Genomic DNA, 16,573 nt, shown 5'->3' with positions numbered 1-16,573 from the left:
AATGGCCGTAGCCTTTCCCGCCCGCTTCGACAAATACCTATAAACCTAGCCCCACACACAAACAACTTGACACGCTCATATTCAACCCAGCCGAGTTGGGAAGAAAGGTAATTTACCACCATGTCCAGGTACTGAGAACAGTTCAAACGCGATGCCGTGGCCCTCTATGAAAACAATGAGGACCTCTCTGAACTCAGCATCAGCAGAGCTCGGCATCAACCGTGCTGCGCTACATTCTTGGGCCCCCAAGTACGGCACCGGCAAACGTGCCCGCATAAAAGCAGTGCAGGATAAATCCCAGGCGGCGAATGGTTCTGAGACGAATAGTTGGGTGGGCGCTTTCGGACTCGATGCGCACTTCAAGCATTACCGCTGCACGCTCGCAATCAAGCGACCCAAGTGTGCGAAAGAAACAACAGGCCTTATTCACCATTCGGATCACGGCTTAGAGTACGTCAGCGTTGCCAACAGCGAGCGTCTCGCCCAGCACGGGATTGTCGCTTCCACTGGGACTGTCGGCGACTGATATGACAATGCTCTAGCTAAAAATGTTAGCGGCTCTTACAAGAACGAATTCATCCATACTCGCAGGTTGAATGATGTTGTCGAGGTAGAAATTGCGACATTCGAATGGGTGTCATGGTGGCACGAGACTAGGCTCCACCAAAGCCTGGGATGCCGAATCCCAGCCGAGGTGGAAAACGAATTGTGGAAGAAGAACCCGTAACAGGGAATAATAGAAATCAAGGCAAATGCCTAGGAACAAAACTCGGGGCACTTCATCTTCCCAACTCGACTGGGTTGAATATCAGGTGGACACCAAATGGAGGTCAGGTCGTTCCAGATTTTCCCCTCTATTCAAACGGAACAAAACCTGGGACGCTGCAGGCTTAAAGCAATTTGTGCGTAGCCAATGGAAGGCCTGAGACGAAACGGCGCGGCTTTCCGCTGAGTGGATCCGTGAATTCTAAGTCCGTCGCTGTTAAGTGCATGGGTACGGACATGTCTTCAGCTTCCTCAGGGAAAATCGTGGGGTAGACAGGATCGCCGAGGATCGGTATGCCTGCCTGCCACATGAGCAGCCGCAATTGATGGGTCTTCCCAGTCTGTGGTTTTAGGGTGTAGATGCCGAGGTCAGCTAGTGAACCGTGAACTTTTTCATAAGGGGCCTTATCAATGGGTTCTACCGATTCTAGTGTGGTGAAAGCATTTGGTTCACCATCTGCTATTCGTCCCTGGATTTCACCGGGCGTTTTAGTTAGGTGGGAGGACCATTGGAGGGGCGTCGGCAAGCGGCGGAATTCCGCGACCGCCTGATAGGTCTTGTGGACTTTCTTTTCTGCAAAGAGGGACTGGTAGGCGCCGCGGACTTCTTTGTGCTTGGTAAATAGAAGAAGGCCCGAGGTGAGGCGGTCGAGGCGGTGTGCCGGCACTAATTCGTTAATTCCGGTGGAACGGCGAAGGCGTACGGTGGCAGTTTCGACGATGTGCCGGGCGCGCGGCATGGTGGCCATAAATGGGGGCTTATCGGCTACCAGGATGTTGTCATCTTCATAGATGATGGGGATGTCATAGGGTACGGGAGTTTCTGGTGCGGGGATGCGGTAGAAGAAGACATCGACATCTTTGCCGAGCACGGTACCTGGCTTTAGGGGAGTTTGATCGCGCAGGACTACCTCGCCCGCGGTGAATCGGTCACGCAGTGCTTGTGCATCATCATTGGGGTGGCGGTGGCGCTGCGAGGAGATGACTTCGCTGAGAAAATCCCAGGTGCTGAGACCTTCCTCCGGCGTACGTACGCGCGTGGGGTTCAGCCCATTTTTAATGGGCAAAGGGCTGAATCCTTTTTTGTGGTGTATTAGTGTGTTTGACATGGATATTAATTCTCTCGCGGACCAGGTGCTGGCTTTTTTCAATGACGGAATTGGCGCGGTGATATGGGACGTATTCCGAACGCTCCTCGAAATTTTCTCTCCGTCCAATTCTGATCCTGCAACTGTCAACCATTAAGCCTAATCCGTACTATAATTAAGTTATAACCACTGAAAGGAAAGATCATGGCTAAGGAAGACATTGTAGTCGTCGCCGTCGACGGCTCTGACGCCTCAAAGAACGCCGTCCGTTGGGCGGCAAATACGGCGATGAAGAGGGAAATCCCGCTGCGCATCGCATCGAGCTACACCATACCGCAATTCCTGTATGCAGAAGGTATGGTTCCGCCGAAGGATCTCTACGATGACTTGCAGGACGACACCCTGGAAAAGATTGAGGAAGCTCGTGCAATCGCTCACGAGGTAGCCCCAGAGCTCAAGATTGGGCACACCATCGCAGAGGGCTCCCCCATCGATATGCTCTTGGAAATGTCTCAAGACGTCACCATGGTCGTGATGGGTTCGCGCGGCATGGGCGGCCTGTCCGGCATGGTCATGGGGTCTGTCTCCGCAGCAGTTGTTTCCCACGCCGCTTGCCCGGTAGTTGTGGTTCGTGAAGATAATAACGTCACCGACTCCACCAAATACGGCCCAGTTGTCGTTGGCGTGGACGGTTCCGAGGTTTCTCAGAAGGCAACCTCCTATGCTTTCCGCGAAGCCCAGGCTCGCGGCGCGGCCCTCGTTGCCGTGCACACCTGGATGGATATGCAAATCCAGGCATCCCTCGCCGGCCTCTCTGCAGCTCAGTCTGAGTGGTCAGAGATTGAAAAGGAACAGGCTGAGGTGCTTGAAGAAAACCTGAAGGAACCGCGCGAAGAGTTCCCAGATGTTGAGGTGAAGAAGCAGATCACCCGTGACCGGCCCGTCCGTGCGTTGACGGAGGCCGCCGAAGGTGCGCAGCTTCTCGTCGTTGGTTCCCACGGCCGTGGTGGATTCAAGGGCATGGTCCTTGGCTCTACCTCCCGCGCATTGCTGCAGTCTGCACCGTGCCCGATGATGGTGGTACGCCCAGACGACGAAGGCTAAATCATTCATAGCCTGACTTCCCAGCGCTCTTCTCCCGGCTTTTAGAGCTAGGAGTGGAGCGCTTCTGGTGTTTTAAAGCCACTTTGCTATACAAATGTGTCGCATTTGTTATCGCCACTTGAGTCACAGGGGTTTAAACTGGGAAGTATTCGATACGTTTATATTAGGAGGAAATCATGGGACTAGGTTTGGGTCTATTTACTTCAATCATTGTTGGTATCATTGCCGGTTGGCTGGCAGAGAAGATTATGAAGCGTGACCACGGGTTGTTTACCAACTTGGTGGTGGGTGTTATCGGCGGCCTCATCGGTGGCATCATTATCCAGCTACTGAATATTGAGGCTAGCGGTGGTTGGATCTTCTCTATCGTCGCGGCCACCGCTGGTGCTTGCATCTTGCTGTGGATTGTGGACAAAGTGAAACAATAGTCCGCATATAACTAGCGTACATACCGGTTTGTCTATAAAGTGTAGATGAACCGGTTTTGTCGTTGTAGAGAGGAATCCATGGCAGAGAAGAAGTCGCGCCGCAATCGCCCCAGCCCGCGGAGCCGATTGCTGGAATCTGCAACAAAGCTCTTTAAAACTGAGGGCATTCGCGTCATCGGTATTGACCGCATCTTGCGCGAAGCGGATGTGGCCAAGGCATCCCTATATTCCTTGTTTGGTTCCAAGGATGCCTTGGTTATTGCCTACGTAGAGTCCTTGGATGAACAATTCCGCCAGGACTGGGAGCAGCGGACGGCTGCCATGCAGGATCCGGACCAAAAGATCTTGGCCTTTTTTGACAAGGTCATTGAGGAAGAGCCGGAGGAAGGATTCCGCGGTTCGCACTTCTTGAATGCAGCGGGCGAGTACCCGCGGCCTGAAACGGATTCGGAGCGCGGCATCGTCGCGGCCTGCATGCAGCATCGCAATTGGGTGCACTCTACCTTGACGGCTCTGTTGACGGAGCGCAACGGTTATCCCTCAGCCTCCCAAGCAAGCCAGCTCTTGATTTTCCTCGATGGCGGTCTCGCCGGATCCCGCCTGACCAAAGAAGCAGGGCCACTCTATACCGCCCGCGAGCTAGCTACTCAGATGCTTTCGGCTCCTCCTGCTGATTATTCGATTTAAGGTGCTTGCGCGCCTCAATGCGCAGCCGGTTGACCCGCTTTTTCTCCTCCTTGGAAAGAGCGGGTTGTTTTTCTTTATTCCGCCAATTTTGAAGGCTCTCACGGCGCATCGCATTTACTTCATCTGTAAGCGGGTAGAACTCGCGCAGCATGATTTCGAAGATGATGGTCTGAATGAGGGTGATCCAATATGCACAGGCCCAATAAATAATGATGGCGACGGGAATGGGACCATTATGAGCCAGGTGCCAGAGGAAGAAGGGCACGATGATGAGCAAAATGCCCATGAAAATGAATATGCGGCGGTTTAGTTTTAGATCGAATTGCGTGGTGAGGAAGCTGCGGATTAGGGCGATGATGGAATTCGCCATGGTAAAGACGATGGCAGCAATGAGGACGGGATTAAGAAGATCGCCGTGATCGCGGGCGAAGTCAGTGATTGGGGCACCGTAGAATGTGGTTTCACGAAAGGCGGCGACGTCGTCAGCATTGAGCATGCCGACGGTCTTTGAGTCCTGATCGATTTTCGACATCCGAAGGATTACTTGGTACAAACCAATGAAAACCGGAATCATGATGAGCGGCGGGATGCAGCCAGCAGCAGGTTTGTAGTTATAGCTCTTCATGAGGTCCTGCTGATTCTTGATGAGCGCAGCCATTTCCTCTTTGGTGCTGGCCTGGTTCATTTCCTTAGAGATATCGTTATTCTCCGGGCGCATGAGGACACCGATGCGTGCGGAGCGCAGCGACATCCAGTTGAGGGGGATAACGATGCCTCTCACGGTGAGTACCAAAAGGAAAATGGAGACAAGCCATGCAGCGGATTCATCAACGAAGCCGCTGATCAGCCAATGCCAGAATTTCATGATTCCGGAAACCGGGTACATGAAGAACTCGAACATGGTTTTCCTTTCGGAGAGGAAGTATGGTTTAGGACATGACAAAAGTTCTGGGCGAACTCATGCTAACCATTGGTTTGGTTTTAGTTCTATTTGCATTCTATGAAGCCTATTGGACGAATGTGGAATCAGGGCGTTTACAAGATGAAGCTAATGCAAAATTAGAAGAGCAGTGGCGCAACCCCCGGGAGAAAGTGGACCCAGATTTGGGAGAGGCTTTCGCACAGATGTACATCCCAGCCTTTGGCTCGGATTATCATTTTGCCATCATTCAAGGCACGGATGATGATGATCTTCTACGCGGCCCTGGTCACTATGAGGACACACAAATGCCAGGTGAGACGGGGAATTTTGCGGTGGCTGGGCACCGCGTGGGCAAGGGTGCCCCATTTAATGATTTGGGTTCTTTGCACACCTGCGATGACGTCATCATCGAAACCCAAACGGAAAAGATTACTTACAAGGTGCTGCCCATCGATGGCGAGCATGCGGATTGCTTCGATGAAGTACCAGAAGAATATAGCCATGTTGCCGGCAGGCACATCACCACGCCAGGCGATGTCTCAGTGATCGACCCCGTCCCAGGAACTGAAGCGGACCCCACGCGGGGAATGCTGACTCTGACTACCTGTCACCCGCAATTTTCCAACGCCGAGCGCATGATCGTGCACGCGATGGAAGTTGGAAAGGAAGCTAAGTAATGTATCGCGCTTTGTGGAATCTATTGCCAGGACCGAAGGCAGTGAAGGCGCTGCTCGCCATCGCCATTGCGGTAGGAATCTTCTTCCTCCTCATGGAGGTTGTCTTCCCCTGGGTTTCGCCGATGATGCCCTATAACGACGTCGCGGTTTAAAGCCCTAAATTGGCAATGGCTTCCTGGGCAATCTGCTCGGACTTGAAGGTCTGTTGCTGATTGCTCCACACCAGCACCGCGTGGGTATCCTTTTGCACGGCATAGACGGCCTGCTCATTGACGATGCCCCGTCCGCCTTCCCAGCCTGCAAAGGAGGCGGGCTCGGTGGCATCGATTGGCGCGGCCCAATCCACCGCGGCGCGGGCGTCTTCTACAGTGGGCATCTCGCGCACGATGACGGTAGCTTGCGGGTGGTCTTGATAAGACCAGAAGACGCACGCGGGGGTGGGAAAGCGCGTGTCGATGCCCTGCTTGGTAAGACGCTCGCCATTGGTATTTTCCAACCAGCCGGGATCGATATAGGGGCAATCGCTCCACTCGTTGACCTCTGCGGTCTGTGCGACGTTGATGGCGGCGCTTTCCGGTGTCACCTCGTGTTCCGGTTCGGTCTGGTCTGCTTGTTCGGTCTGGCATCCCGCGATCCCTATTCCGGTCAGGGCGAGAAGGACAAGTAGGCTTTTGCGCATGAGCTCCACATTAGATCGGGATTCTGATGCACTGCGCACCGGCATTCATTTCTTGACTGCGGTCCTGTTAGTGGTGGGTATTTTTACTTCGGTGAAAATGCCGCTATCGCAGTCCCTTATTAACCTATTGCTATTGGTGGGGTTCGCGGCCGTCTACTTTGCGGGATCGATCTATGCGGAGCAGTGGCCGCGGCCCATGCGCTACTTGTGGATAAGCATTCTCACGGTGTTATGGGGTGCGGATCTTTTCGTGGCTCCCGCCGCCATTTATCTGGTATTCGTCATGTACTTTTTGTACCTGACGGTGCTGGATGTGACCGCAGGTATCCTGTGTGTCATCGGTGCGACCGTGCTCACTGTCGTGGTGCAGATACCGGGAGGTCTGACCTTTGGTGGAGTGATGGGACCGGCGGTCTCGGCACTAGTAACCGTGGCGATTACCTATGCGTTTCGCACCTTATCGCGCATGAACCGGGAGCTAGTAGAAACCCGGACGCAATTGGCGGCCACGGAACGAGACGCCGGCATGGTGGCCGAACGCCAGCGCATCGCCCATGAGATTCATGACACCTTGGCCCAGGGGTTGTCATCAATTCAGATGCTCCTGCACTCCGCCGACCGGGATCTGGATAAACACGACATTGCCGCCGCCCGGCGGCGCATTGAGCTCGCCCGGCGGGCCGCGGCGGATAACCTGCATGAGGCGCGGGCCATGATTGCGGCGCTGCAGCCTCCTACACTGACGGAGACCTCCCTTGAGGCGGCGCTGACGCGCATGGCGGAAAACTTCGCCGCTACTGCGGGGTTCCAGGTGGAGGTCGAAAGCGAGGGTGCGGAGCAACAGCTGCCGATGAAAATAGAGGCGGCGCTATTGCGGATTGCACAGGGGGCGGTGGGGAACATCGTCAAGCATGCCCACGCCAGCCGCGCCCGGATCACCGTCACCTATGAAACCGACGAGGTGCGCGTGGATGTGGTTGATAATGGGCAGGGTTTTGAGCCCGCGACGGTGGAAAGCGCGCCGGCGGGTCTGGGGCATATTGGCCTTTCTGCCATGCAGCGCCGTGCGCAGGAGCTGGGCGGCGAGGTGATCATAGAATCCGCGCCGGGGGAGGGAACGGCTGTGTCAGTTAGTGTGCCCTTTGATAAGGCGGTAGATTAAACTTTTGGTTGAGAAAAACATCGATAGGAGGGATGTCGTGATTCGGGTCCTTTTGGCAGATGACCACGAGATTGTGCGGCTGGGGCTGCGTTCGGTGCTTGAAGGTGCCGAAGATATCGACGTCGTGGGCGAGGTAGCGACGGCGGAGGCCGCTGTGTCTGCGGCACAAGCAGGCGGTATCGATGTCATCCTCATGGACCTGCGCTTCGGGGCGGGCCTGGAGGGAACGCGCGTTATGGGTGGCGTCGAAGCCACCGCGCAGATTCGTTCCTCCATGAGCACGCCGCCCAAGGTGTTGGTCATCACCAATTACGACACCGATGCGGATATCCTCGGCGCTATCGAAGCAGGCGCGGTGGGCTACCTCCTAAAAGACGCTCCACCGCAGGAGCTTTTGGATGCCGTCCATTCGACGGCGGAGGGGGACTCGGCGCTCTCGCCCATCGTGGCCGATCGCCTCATGACCCGAGTCCGCACGCCCCGCACCTCGCTGACCCCGCGCGAGCTAGAGGTTTTGCAACTGGTGGCGGCGGGGGCCTCGAACCGGCAAATTGGCCACGACCTCATGCTTTCTGAGGCCACGGTGAAGTCCCACCTGGTGCACATTTATGACAAATTGGGCGTGCGCTCGCGCACCTCTGCGGTGGCGGCCGCCAGGGAACAGGGCGTGCTTTAAGTCTCTAGTGGGCCGCGTTGTAGGCGTCGATGATGTTCTGGGGGATCTTGCCGCGGCGCGCTACGTCATGGCCCTGCTTTTGCGCCCATTCGCGGACCTTGCGCGGATCGACCTGTGGGGATTCCGCATCGGGGGCGGCATGTGCGGCTTCGACAAAGGGGGCGATTGCCTCGTGGAAGCGGCGGGCATTGTCACGGGATAGATCCATCAAGTAGCTGCGTCCATTGACGCTGAAGCGGACTACCTCTAATTCATCCTCACCAATGAGTTGATTATCAAGGTCATCATAAAATTGTGTGATTTCGCGGCGTGCCATAGTACCTCCATGGTTTATTGCATCGATATGTTTACCTAATACCGGTATTTGGATTCTGAATTAACTCTAATTCAATTCTACCAGTGTGGAAATTAGTAGACAATAAAGTTTCAGTTAATGGTGCCCGCGCATAAAAATATCGCCGCCACCAAAAAAGTGAACGGCGATGGGAGGCGGAGGAGAAATTATTCGCCCAGGCGCTGTTGAATCTCCGCGGTAACGGAATCGATCTCTCCGCTAATGGTCTTATGCGCGCGGCGGCGCTGCTGCTCCGTCATGAATTCGGCGTTATCGATCGCGGCATCAACCTCTTCGAGGCGCTCGCGCACGTCCCGCTTGAAGCCGGCGGGCAGATCTACGTCCTTGAGGGAATTACGGATGCCGGCGGTGCGGGCCTTGAGCGGGGCGCCATAGCCAGAAAAAGAGGCCATTTCCGCGGAACTCACGCCCGCCTTGTGAGCCTTGCGCTTTTCTTTTTCGGACTTAAGGCCCACAAATGCGCGATAAACGAGGGGAAGCAACAGCGGGGCGGCGGTGCGCAATGCGCCTGCATAGCGCTTGACCTTGCCAGAATTAAAGTGGCCCTCGCGCAACTTTTCCAGTTCTTTTTCCGCCATTTTTTGTTCGTGCTTCCGGCGCTTTTTGAGGCCCTTTTCTTCGGCCTTAACAAGGTGCTTTTCTTGCTTGGCAAGGAGCTTTTGTTGGCGGCGACGATCCTTCGACTGGGCCTTTACCTCAGCCTTGGCGCGCGCCTTTGCCGCCTTGGCCTGCGCACGCGCTTCTTGGCGAGCCTTTTTCAATTTCTTGAGGATACTCATTATTTTCCCTTACGTTTGATCGAGTCTGGATTCAACATTACCTTGCTGTTCTATTAAGCTCACCCGGTGTGGAGGATGTCGTTGTAGCTTCGGATCTCGTTGGGTGCCGCTATCGCTTGGTGCAGCGGCGCGCCCACCCGGAGATTCCACGCACCCGATCCTCGATCGCTAGGGCCGAACGCCACAGCGCCGCCGTAGACGCGGTCATGGAATTATTCCCGCGCAAAGCCCCTGGCCGTTTCCGGCGCATCGATCTAGAAGGCGATGATTGGGAACGCGCCATGGCCACGCTGGAGGCCATTGCCTCCGGCTATACCCACATCACCAATGCGGTCTTTGCCACCGAAAAGTGGAAAGTACACGTGGAATTGCTACTCCGAGAGGGCAGCTCCTATACCCCCATTATTGTGAGCAACCACCGCGTCGCGCGCAAGAACCCAAAGAAAACCACGCTTGCCGTGCCCACCCATCGCCTTGGGCTGAGCGAGCCTATGGAGGTTCCGTATAAGTCCCGCCACCATGCCGTCGATGGGTATCGTTTGGCGCTCGCCGCCCAGGCCTTGGAAGACATGGGCCTGAACTCTGGGCGCGGCGGTGCCATCGGGCAGGACCGCCAGCAGGCCTTTTTCACGGAGACGGCGAAGTTTGACGTGCAGCGCGCCTGGGATAAGCCGCTTCCCACGGCACCAGTGCGGGTCAAGGAGTGCGCGAGTTGTAGGTTCTGGCCCCTGTGTGAGCAAGAGCTGGTGGCGGCGGACGATATTTCCCTTTTCTTACCGGGCGATCGCGCCCGCCCCTTTCGCGAGCGCGGCATTACCACGGTGCAGGCGCTTATCGATGCCAAAGTGGGCGAGCCCTCCCGCCTCGCGGCCGCGTGGCGCTCCGGTCAGACGCTGTTGCGCCGCGGGGATACATCGGTGCCGCGCGCGGATGTCGAGGTGGATGTGGACATGGAAGCCTACATGGACCAGGGAGCTTACCTATGGGGCGCGTGGTTCGAGGGCGAGTACCACCCCTTCGTGACCTGGGAGCCGCTAGGCGGGCGCGCTGAGGCGGAGAACTTCGCCGAATTTTGGCAGTGGTTGATGCGGTTGCGCGATACAGCGCATGCAGAGGGCAAGACCTTTGCCGCTTATTGCTATTCCGCCCACGGCGAGAACCACTGGATGCGCCGTTCCGCGCAGCGCTTCCGGGAGGTAGATGAACGGGACGTAGAAGACTTTATTTCTTCCCCGGAGTGGGTGGATATGTTTGCCTACGTGAAGAGATCCTTCGCGGGGCCCTTTGGGCTGGGGCTCAAAGTGGTGGCCCCAGTGGCGGGATTCCGGTGGCCGGACGAGGACTTTGATGGCGAGGAATCCGTGAACGCGCGCCGGGAGGCCCTAGCAGGTGATATGAGCGTCCGGCAGCGCCTCTTGGACTATAACGCCGGCGATGTGCACGCCACCCGGATAGTGCGTGAGTGGATGAGCGACGGCGCGCCGGGAATCCCGGAGCTCTAGAGCGCGGCAATAAAGACGTATATGAACAGCAGGATGCCAAGGCCGATATAGATTTGGTTCCAGTCCGCGGTGGTTTTTGGCTCGGGACCTTCCGCTTTTTTCATCAATACCTGCTTTTGGGCCTTGACCGCGCGGGCGATGAATATGGGGTAGACCGCCAAAGAGCCGATGCATAACAGCGAGGCCACTACCTTGAGCACGGAGATATCCGTGGCGATCCAGATAAGCAGGCCGCCATTGACTAATGTGGCGCGCAATAGGCCCCACCGATCCAGCTCTTGCAGTCCTGCGCGGACCGCGCCGGGGCCGCCGCCCATGGTAGTGGGAAGAAGATAACTCATGACTCCGATGAGCAGCTGCGCCGCAAAGCCCACCACGAGGCCGAGCGTGGGAAGCCCTGGTTCTGCCACGAGGAAGTGCTGCGTGGTGTAGTACGTCAGGGAAAGCACCAGCCAGAGCGCGGCCATCAGCACCGAGACGGAGGCAAAGTTAACGCGGTCGCGCGGTGCGCGGGCGACGTCGATGACATTGCCGAGCCACTGCTGCAGGCTCAAGATCCAGCCGATGCAATAGATAATCAGCCCGAGCTGCGGGAAGTTCAGGAACGCGCCGATCGTCGTTGCCACCACGCCCAGGGTAAGCAGCAGAAACGAGGAGGACATGCGCTCATTGGTGCCCTGCGTGCGCCAGATGGTGGGAAAGAGGATGGTCAACGAACCTGCCGCGGCAAGGCCGATGAAACCGCCGATATTGGCGGCGATATGGGCCAAGAGCAACTGCGGATCGCCCGGGTGAATGGCCAGGATTGCGCCGAAGACTGCACCTACCGGCAAGCACAGCGCGGATAGTACATAGGCGCCGACAACTGGGCGGAAGCGCTTATCCTTAGCGGAGCGCCACTGGGTGAACAAGGCCACCGCGTGCCATAAAACGGTAAACGCGATAAGCGTGGCACCGATCTGGGTCAGTATCCAGTGGTGAGCCCAGAATTGCACGAGGATTTGGCCCGCGACGGCGATGATGATGCCGATATTGAGGATATAGATACGCGCGAGCTGTTTGGGGCGGGCGGAATCCGGCAGTTTTTGTTGCACGAATTTCTCCGTCAGGTGCTGCGACCACACCACGATGCTGTTGGTGACCAGGCCCAACGTGAAGAGGTGGATCAGTACCCAGCGATAATTGGGCACGAATATGTGCGCTGCGCCCACCACGATGAATACCATCATCCAGATGGACACGGGGCGTGAGGCTTTGCGGTGCCAGGTGCGGCTCGACCACTTATCTTGAGGCATAAAACCGAGTTTAGTCGGATTTAATCTTGGTCCAAGTCAACCCCGTGAGAGCGAGCGCGAAGGCGGCGAAGCAGGCGATGAATTGGTGCCAGGTGAGGGCATCGAAAAGCGTGCCTGCCAATGCGCCCACGATGGAAGAACCCAGGTAGTAGCAGAAAACGTACATTGAGGATGCCTCGGCGCGGTCATGGGTGGCCAGTTGCCCCACCCAGCCGGACGCGGTGGAGTGCACCGCGAAGAAACCGACGGTCAGGCACACCATGCCGATAAGCGTCATGGCTAGGTTGCCGGCGCAGAGGATAATGCCCACGGTAAAGAGCGCGGCGGAACCGACCATCGTTTTTCCGTGCCCAATGCGCGCGACCAGCGTGCCCGCCCGAGCCGAGGACCACGTGCCAGAGAGATAAAACAGGAAGGTAAAACCAGCCAGCGCCGGCGACAGGCCAAAATCCCCAGTCAGGCGGAAGGTGAGGAAGTTATACATGGACACGAACGTGCCCATGGATAAAAAGGCAACGATAAATAGTGTGGCAAGATCCTTATTTGCCCAGTGCCCAAAGACCGCGCTCAGCTCGGAGCGGAAGTGGATTGGCTTGGGGTGAAAATTCCGCTGGGCGGGCAGGAGGAGCCAGCAGGTAATGGCAAAGGCCAGGGAGACCACGGCGGAGCCGAGCATCGCCCAGCGCCATGAGGAAAACTCCACCAAGCCAGCGGGAATGATGCGGCCGGTGAGCCCGCCCACGGAATTGCCGGCGATATAAAGGCCCATCGCCTTAGGCAAGGCATTGTCCTCGAGCTCTTCTGATAGCCAGGCCATCGCCGTCGCAGGAGCGCCGGATAACATCGCGCCCTGCAGCCCGCGCAGGGCAATGAGCTGCCAGCCTTCTTGGGCTAGGGGCACCACGAGGCCCAAGATGGTGGCGGCGATGGCGGAAATGAGGAGGATACGCCCGCGCCCATAGCGCTCAGAAAGGATCGACGCCGGAACCACGCAGATGGCTAACGCGCCGGTGGCGGCCGACACGGTCATGGCCGCCTCAGTGTGTGAGATGCCCATATCCGTTACCAGCGTGGGCAAAATTGCTTGGGTGGTATAGAGACTAGAAAACACCGCCAAGCCCAAAAGGAGCATGGCGATGGTGGCGCGCCGGTTTCTGGTCATGCATACCAGCATTCTCCTCACAGGCGGCGGTGTAAATTGCGCCACACCCTTGATGGGGTTAGCGCAAACATAAAAATGCCGCCCTTCCAGTAAGGAAAGGCGGCAGAAAGTAACTAAGTTAAAAGTTACTTCTTAGCTGCAGCGAAACGCTCTGCAACGTCGTCCCAGTTGAAGACGTTCCATGCGGCCTTGACGTAGTCAGCCTTCACGTTCTTGTACTGCAGGTAGTAAGCGTGCTCCCACATATCGAGCATGAGCAGCGGGGTGAAGTCAACGGAAACGTTGCCCTGCTGGTCGGTGAGCTGCTCGATGATCAGGCGGTCAGCGATGTGGTCGTAACCCAGCACTGCCCAGCCGGAACCCTGGAGGGAGGTAGCGGCACCAGCGAAGTGTGCCTGGAACTTCTCGAAGGAACCGAAGTCGCGGTCGATGGCCTCTGCCAGCTCGCCGGTGGGCTGGCCGCCACCGTTCGGGGACAGGTTCTTCCAGAAGATGGAGTGGTTGGTGTGGCCACCCAGGTTGAATGCCAAGTTCTTGGACAGGGCGCGGATACGGTCTGGGTTAGCCTCGCCGTTGCGCTCTTCTTCCAGTGCCTCGAGGGCAGCGTTAGCACCCTTCACGTAGGTTGCGTGGTGCTTGTCGTGGTGGAGCTCCATAATCTCTGCGGAGATGTGTGGCTCCAGTGCATCGTATGCGTATGGGAGGTCAGGAAGTTCGTAAACAGCCATTTGTGTAATCCTTTCTTCGGGTACGTGTCCCGATGATAGGCACGATCGAAAGATTTCGCCATGATTAATTTGAAATCTGCAATTACAGCGAATATTTAGTGGCCCGGGAATCTATTTGCCCAGTACAACGTTATTAGGGAAATGGAGAAAGGAGCTTTAACTGATGTGGATGTTTAAACCAGAACCGAAGATGGTGGCTGCGGAAGATGCATTGCCGGGCCGCAGCGAGCCGGTCTTGGACCCCGCCCCGCACGCGGTGCTGAATACCCCAATTACCGGCCCGTGGAAGGACGGCCAGAAATCGATTTTGATTGCCCTGGGCTGTTTCTGGGGTGCGGAAAAGATGTTTTGGGAGACCGATGGCGTCGAGTCCACATCCGTGGGCTACGCCGGCGGCACCACCCCGAACCCCACGTATTACGAGGTCTGCCGCGGGCAAACCAACCATGCAGAAACCGTGGAAGTTACCTACGACCCAGAGAAGATCTCCTTGCGCGAGCTCGTGGTGAAGGCATTGGAAGCCCACGATCCGACGCAGGGCTTCCGCCAAGGAAATGACGTGGGCACGCAGTACCGTTCCGCGTTTTATCCCCGCACCGAAGAAGAGCGGGACGAGATCCAAAAAATCGTGGATAGCTACGCGGATAAGCTCAAAGAATTTGGCTTTGGGGAAACCACGACCGAAGTAAAGCGCTTAGCTGATACGGACTCTGGCGAGTACTACCTGGCCGAAGACGAGCACCAGCAGTACCTGCACAAGGTGCCGAACGGGTACTGCCCGCACCACAGCACCGGTGTGAAGTGCGATTAAGCGTCGAGGCGGATAAATCCGGCGATTTTTCCGGCTAATTTTGGAGTGAGGTTCAGGCGCGATTGGGAGCCTAGGACCTCGTTCCAGTACCAGAGCATCTCCTGAAAATAGTTATGCCCGTGGCCACCAGGGACGTTTAGGGAGTTGATCTGGTCTAGGCCAATCTGCCACCAAGTAATAAACGGCGCCCAGCGCAGGTGGCGGAGCGTATCCGCCCGGAGTGTTTCCGGTTGGGGTTCATGCATCCAGGTGGGGCGGCGGAACATTAGGTTTAGGCCCCACCACACGATGGCATCGGAGGCATGCTGGGCAATGAGCACGCGGGGCCGGCGCCAGCTCGAGGAAAAATCGTTGCCAAAGGCATCGCGGCGCGAGTGCTCCGGTTGGGCAACAAAGCGGACGTGTTGCCCGCCATCGATGACGGGAAGTCGCTCGAGCGAGCCGATATCGCGGCGCAGGCGCTGGGTAAAGCGCGTCATCCGCGGCGGGCCAGAAAAGACCGCGCCGCTGCAGGCGGCGAGAAGTTCTTCCTTGTTCTGGAAGTTTTCCATAATGGCGTAGGCGCCCAGGGATTCTCCCGCAAGGTAGAGACGCGGGCGGTCTTCTTCTGGGAGCTTGTCAATTTCTTCTTGCACCACGGAAATGAGCTCGGCGGCGGCGCGCTTGGGCGCGTTTTTATCCACGAGGTAGGCAAAAACCGAGGGCAGATAGGAATACTGCATGGTGACGGTGACGCAATCACCGGCAGTTAAAAACTCATAGGAGCTCGCGCCCCAGTTATTAATCCACCCGGATCCCGCGGGCATCTGAATGACGATGGTATCCCGGCGCAGCGCACCGGTGCGCTGCAATTCTGAGCGCACCTTCTTCGCCGCTTGGGCAAAGGAGCGCCCTGGGATATAGCCGGCATAAATGCGGATGGGTTCTTTGGCGGGAGCGCCGGTGATGCTGCGAATATCGCGGGCGCGCGGACCGTTAGAGACAAAACGCCGCCCTTGTTGCCCCAGCGCGGACCAAGGTTCAAGTGACCATGGGCTGCCGGAGCGCTCCGGCTCCCAGGGCATCGACGTGCCGGGAAAGATTTGCTTATTTAAGCGCTGTGCCTTGTGGGAGAGCGAACGGATCCAGCGACGGAATACCACGCGGTCCGATAGCCCCACCGCGGCCAAGGTTAGACCTGCGGTGACGACCGGCCAGGCCACGAGTGCTGGAACCCAGCGACCCAATTGACGCGATAACTTGGTCACGGTTAGTTGTGCGGCCTCGCCTACCAAGAGCAGGGCGCCGTATCCGGCGGTGCCGGCGGCTAGGCCGATGGCCGCGGTAGCCGGACCGCGAACCAGTTGCTTATTGACCAGACCTGCCTGCTTTTCCTGGTTGCGCAGCGAGAGCGCCGCGTTGAAGGCGGTGCCGGCGCCAATAGCTAAGTGCAAGATTTGGCGGTGCTGCGGGCCCAAACGGTCTTGCGGGCGTTTGCCCAGCCGGTTGAGCACAAAGCTCGTCGAGGCCGCCCCGAGGTGCCCGATGGCCTGCCCGATAGATACATTTGCCGCCGTTACCCACCACGGGCGGGGCAGCAAGGACGGGGATACCGCGGCCCACGTGGCCAGCTCTGCGCCTAAAATTCCGGCCGACATATGAGGCGGCAACGTTTGTCGGCTGGTCATGCGGACGACGGGCGTGAGATCCGCGACTACGCCAAGAGAAATTAGTGCAGCGCGGCTGAAGGCGCGTTTCATGGTTGCCCATTATC

The 16,573-nt window shown here is 57.2% G+C and carries 18 protein-coding genes and 1 pseudogene; 10 read left to right on the top strand and 9 right to left on the bottom strand.

The genetic code is table 11. The features are described 5' to 3' along the window. Positions 1-541: 541 nt before the first annotated feature. Positions 542-727: pseudogene (locus ABRP88_RS09300) on the top strand (IS3 family transposase); the annotation flags it as partial. A 163-nt stretch (positions 728-890) separates the two neighbouring features. Here ABRP88_RS09300 and ABRP88_RS09295 read toward each other — a convergent pair. Further along, positions 891-1,937 (bottom strand): pseudouridine synthase, encoded by a 1,047-nt coding sequence (locus ABRP88_RS09295; RefSeq protein WP_502879893.1) that lies wholly within the window; start codon positions 1,935-1,937, stop codon positions 891-893. 120 nt (positions 1,938-2,057) lie between these two features. Here ABRP88_RS09295 and ABRP88_RS09290 point away from each other — a divergent pair, with 120 nt between their 5' ends. The 3 genes from ABRP88_RS09290 (at position 2,058) to ABRP88_RS09280 (ending at position 4,072) form a co-directional block, all read left to right on the top strand. Next, positions 2,058-2,957, top strand: coding sequence for a universal stress protein (locus tag ABRP88_RS09290; RefSeq protein WP_284771248.1), 900 nt, complete (start codon positions 2,058-2,060; stop codon positions 2,955-2,957). A 176-nt stretch (positions 2,958-3,133) separates the two neighbouring features. After that, positions 3,134-3,385, top strand: a complete 252-nt coding sequence (locus ABRP88_RS09285) for a GlsB/YeaQ/YmgE family stress response membrane protein (protein WP_005279667.1) — start codon at positions 3,134-3,136, stop codon at positions 3,383-3,385. Between the two features lie 78 nt (positions 3,386-3,463). Then, positions 3,464-4,072: a TetR/AcrR family transcriptional regulator gene (locus ABRP88_RS09280; protein WP_284771247.1), complete on the top strand. Its 609-nt coding sequence runs from the start codon at positions 3,464-3,466 to the stop codon at positions 4,070-4,072. Here ABRP88_RS09280 and yidC read toward each other — a convergent pair. Continuing rightward, positions 4,029-4,973, bottom strand: coding sequence for a membrane protein insertase YidC (gene yidC / locus ABRP88_RS09275; RefSeq protein ID WP_284771246.1), 945 nt, complete (start codon positions 4,971-4,973; stop codon positions 4,029-4,031). The genes ABRP88_RS09280 and yidC overlap by 44 nt on opposite strands. Before the next feature lie 35 nt (positions 4,974-5,008). On the opposite strand from yidC, the gene ABRP88_RS09270 reads away from it, so the two are divergent. Beyond that, complete coding sequence (locus ABRP88_RS09270) at positions 5,009-5,671, top strand: class E sortase (protein ID WP_284771245.1); 663 nt, start codon at positions 5,009-5,011, stop codon at positions 5,669-5,671. Further along, positions 5,671-5,823: a hypothetical protein gene (locus ABRP88_RS09265; protein ID WP_349837030.1), complete on the top strand. Its 153-nt coding sequence runs from the start codon at positions 5,671-5,673 to the stop codon at positions 5,821-5,823. Before ABRP88_RS09270 ends, ABRP88_RS09265 begins: the two co-directional genes overlap by 1 nt. Here ABRP88_RS09265 and ABRP88_RS09260 read toward each other — a convergent pair. After that, positions 5,820-6,350: a DUF2020 domain-containing protein gene (locus ABRP88_RS09260; protein WP_284771243.1), complete on the bottom strand. Its 531-nt coding sequence runs from the start codon at positions 6,348-6,350 to the stop codon at positions 5,820-5,822. The genes ABRP88_RS09265 and ABRP88_RS09260 overlap by 4 nt on opposite strands. Between ABRP88_RS09260 and ABRP88_RS09255 the strand changes: the two genes are divergently transcribed. Beyond that, on the top strand, positions 6,349-7,512 hold the full coding sequence (locus tag ABRP88_RS09255; protein WP_349837029.1) for a sensor histidine kinase: 1,164 nt from the start codon (positions 6,349-6,351) through the stop codon (positions 7,510-7,512). The genes ABRP88_RS09260 and ABRP88_RS09255 overlap by 2 nt on opposite strands. Before the next feature lie 37 nt (positions 7,513-7,549). Then, on the top strand, positions 7,550-8,188 hold the full coding sequence (locus ABRP88_RS09250) for a response regulator (protein WP_023018163.1): 639 nt from the start codon (positions 7,550-7,552) through the stop codon (positions 8,186-8,188). Between the two features lie 4 nt (positions 8,189-8,192). Here ABRP88_RS09250 and ABRP88_RS09245 read toward each other — a convergent pair whose 3' ends face one another. Together ABRP88_RS09245 and ABRP88_RS09240 are read right to left on the bottom strand one after the other, a co-directional pair. Further along, entirely contained in the window at positions 8,193-8,504 is a 312-nt protein-coding gene (locus ABRP88_RS09245) for a histone-like nucleoid-structuring protein Lsr2 (RefSeq protein ID WP_005279679.1), read from the bottom strand. A gap of 185 nt (positions 8,505-8,689) precedes the next feature. After that, a complete protein-coding gene (locus tag ABRP88_RS09240) occupies positions 8,690-9,322 on the bottom strand; it encodes a DUF6474 family protein (RefSeq protein ID WP_349837028.1) in 633 nt (210 codons plus the stop codon). A 68-nt stretch (positions 9,323-9,390) separates the two neighbouring features. Between ABRP88_RS09240 and ABRP88_RS09235 the strand changes: the two genes are divergently transcribed. After that, positions 9,391-10,824: a TM0106 family RecB-like putative nuclease gene (locus tag ABRP88_RS09235; protein ID WP_349837027.1), complete on the top strand. Its 1,434-nt coding sequence runs from the start codon at positions 9,391-9,393 to the stop codon at positions 10,822-10,824. Here the strand turns inward: ABRP88_RS09235 and ABRP88_RS09230 are convergent. The 3 genes from ABRP88_RS09230 to ABRP88_RS09220 all read right to left on the bottom strand — a co-directional run bounded on the left by ABRP88_RS09230 (position 10,821) and on the right by ABRP88_RS09220 (position 14,009). Beyond that, complete coding sequence (locus ABRP88_RS09230) at positions 10,821-12,119, bottom strand: copper oxidase (protein WP_349837026.1); 1,299 nt, start codon at positions 12,117-12,119, stop codon at positions 10,821-10,823. The two genes, ABRP88_RS09235 and ABRP88_RS09230, sit on opposite strands and share 4 nt — an antisense overlap. 10 nt (positions 12,120-12,129) lie before the next feature. Further along, positions 12,130-13,281, bottom strand: coding sequence for an MFS transporter (locus ABRP88_RS09225; RefSeq protein ID WP_349837025.1), 1,152 nt, complete (start codon positions 13,279-13,281; stop codon positions 12,130-12,132). A 125-nt stretch (positions 13,282-13,406) separates the two neighbouring features. Beyond that, the gene (locus tag ABRP88_RS09220) at positions 13,407-14,009 is read right to left on the bottom strand and encodes a superoxide dismutase (RefSeq protein ID WP_284771236.1); all 603 of its coding nucleotides are present in this window, start codon (positions 14,007-14,009) and stop codon (positions 13,407-13,409) included. Between the two features lie 163 nt (positions 14,010-14,172). Here ABRP88_RS09220 and msrA point away from each other — a divergent pair, with 163 nt between their 5' ends. Continuing rightward, a complete protein-coding gene (gene msrA, locus ABRP88_RS09215) occupies positions 14,173-14,820 on the top strand; it encodes a peptide-methionine (S)-S-oxide reductase MsrA (protein WP_284785859.1) in 648 nt (215 codons plus the stop codon). On the opposite strand, the gene ABRP88_RS09210 is transcribed toward msrA, so the two are convergent. Next, on the bottom strand, positions 14,817-16,559 hold the full coding sequence (locus tag ABRP88_RS09210; RefSeq protein ID WP_349837024.1) for an alpha/beta-hydrolase family protein: 1,743 nt from the start codon (positions 16,557-16,559) through the stop codon (positions 14,817-14,819). The genes msrA and ABRP88_RS09210 overlap by 4 nt on opposite strands. Positions 16,560-16,573: the final 14 nt, after the last annotated feature.

Origin of the sequence: Corynebacterium sp. KPL2734 (assembly GCF_040225595.1) — a bacterium.
Classification (GTDB): Bacteria; Actinomycetota; Actinomycetes; order Mycobacteriales; family Mycobacteriaceae; genus Corynebacterium; species Corynebacterium rhinophilum.
This window is presented reverse-complemented; position numbering and strand designations above follow the sequence as displayed.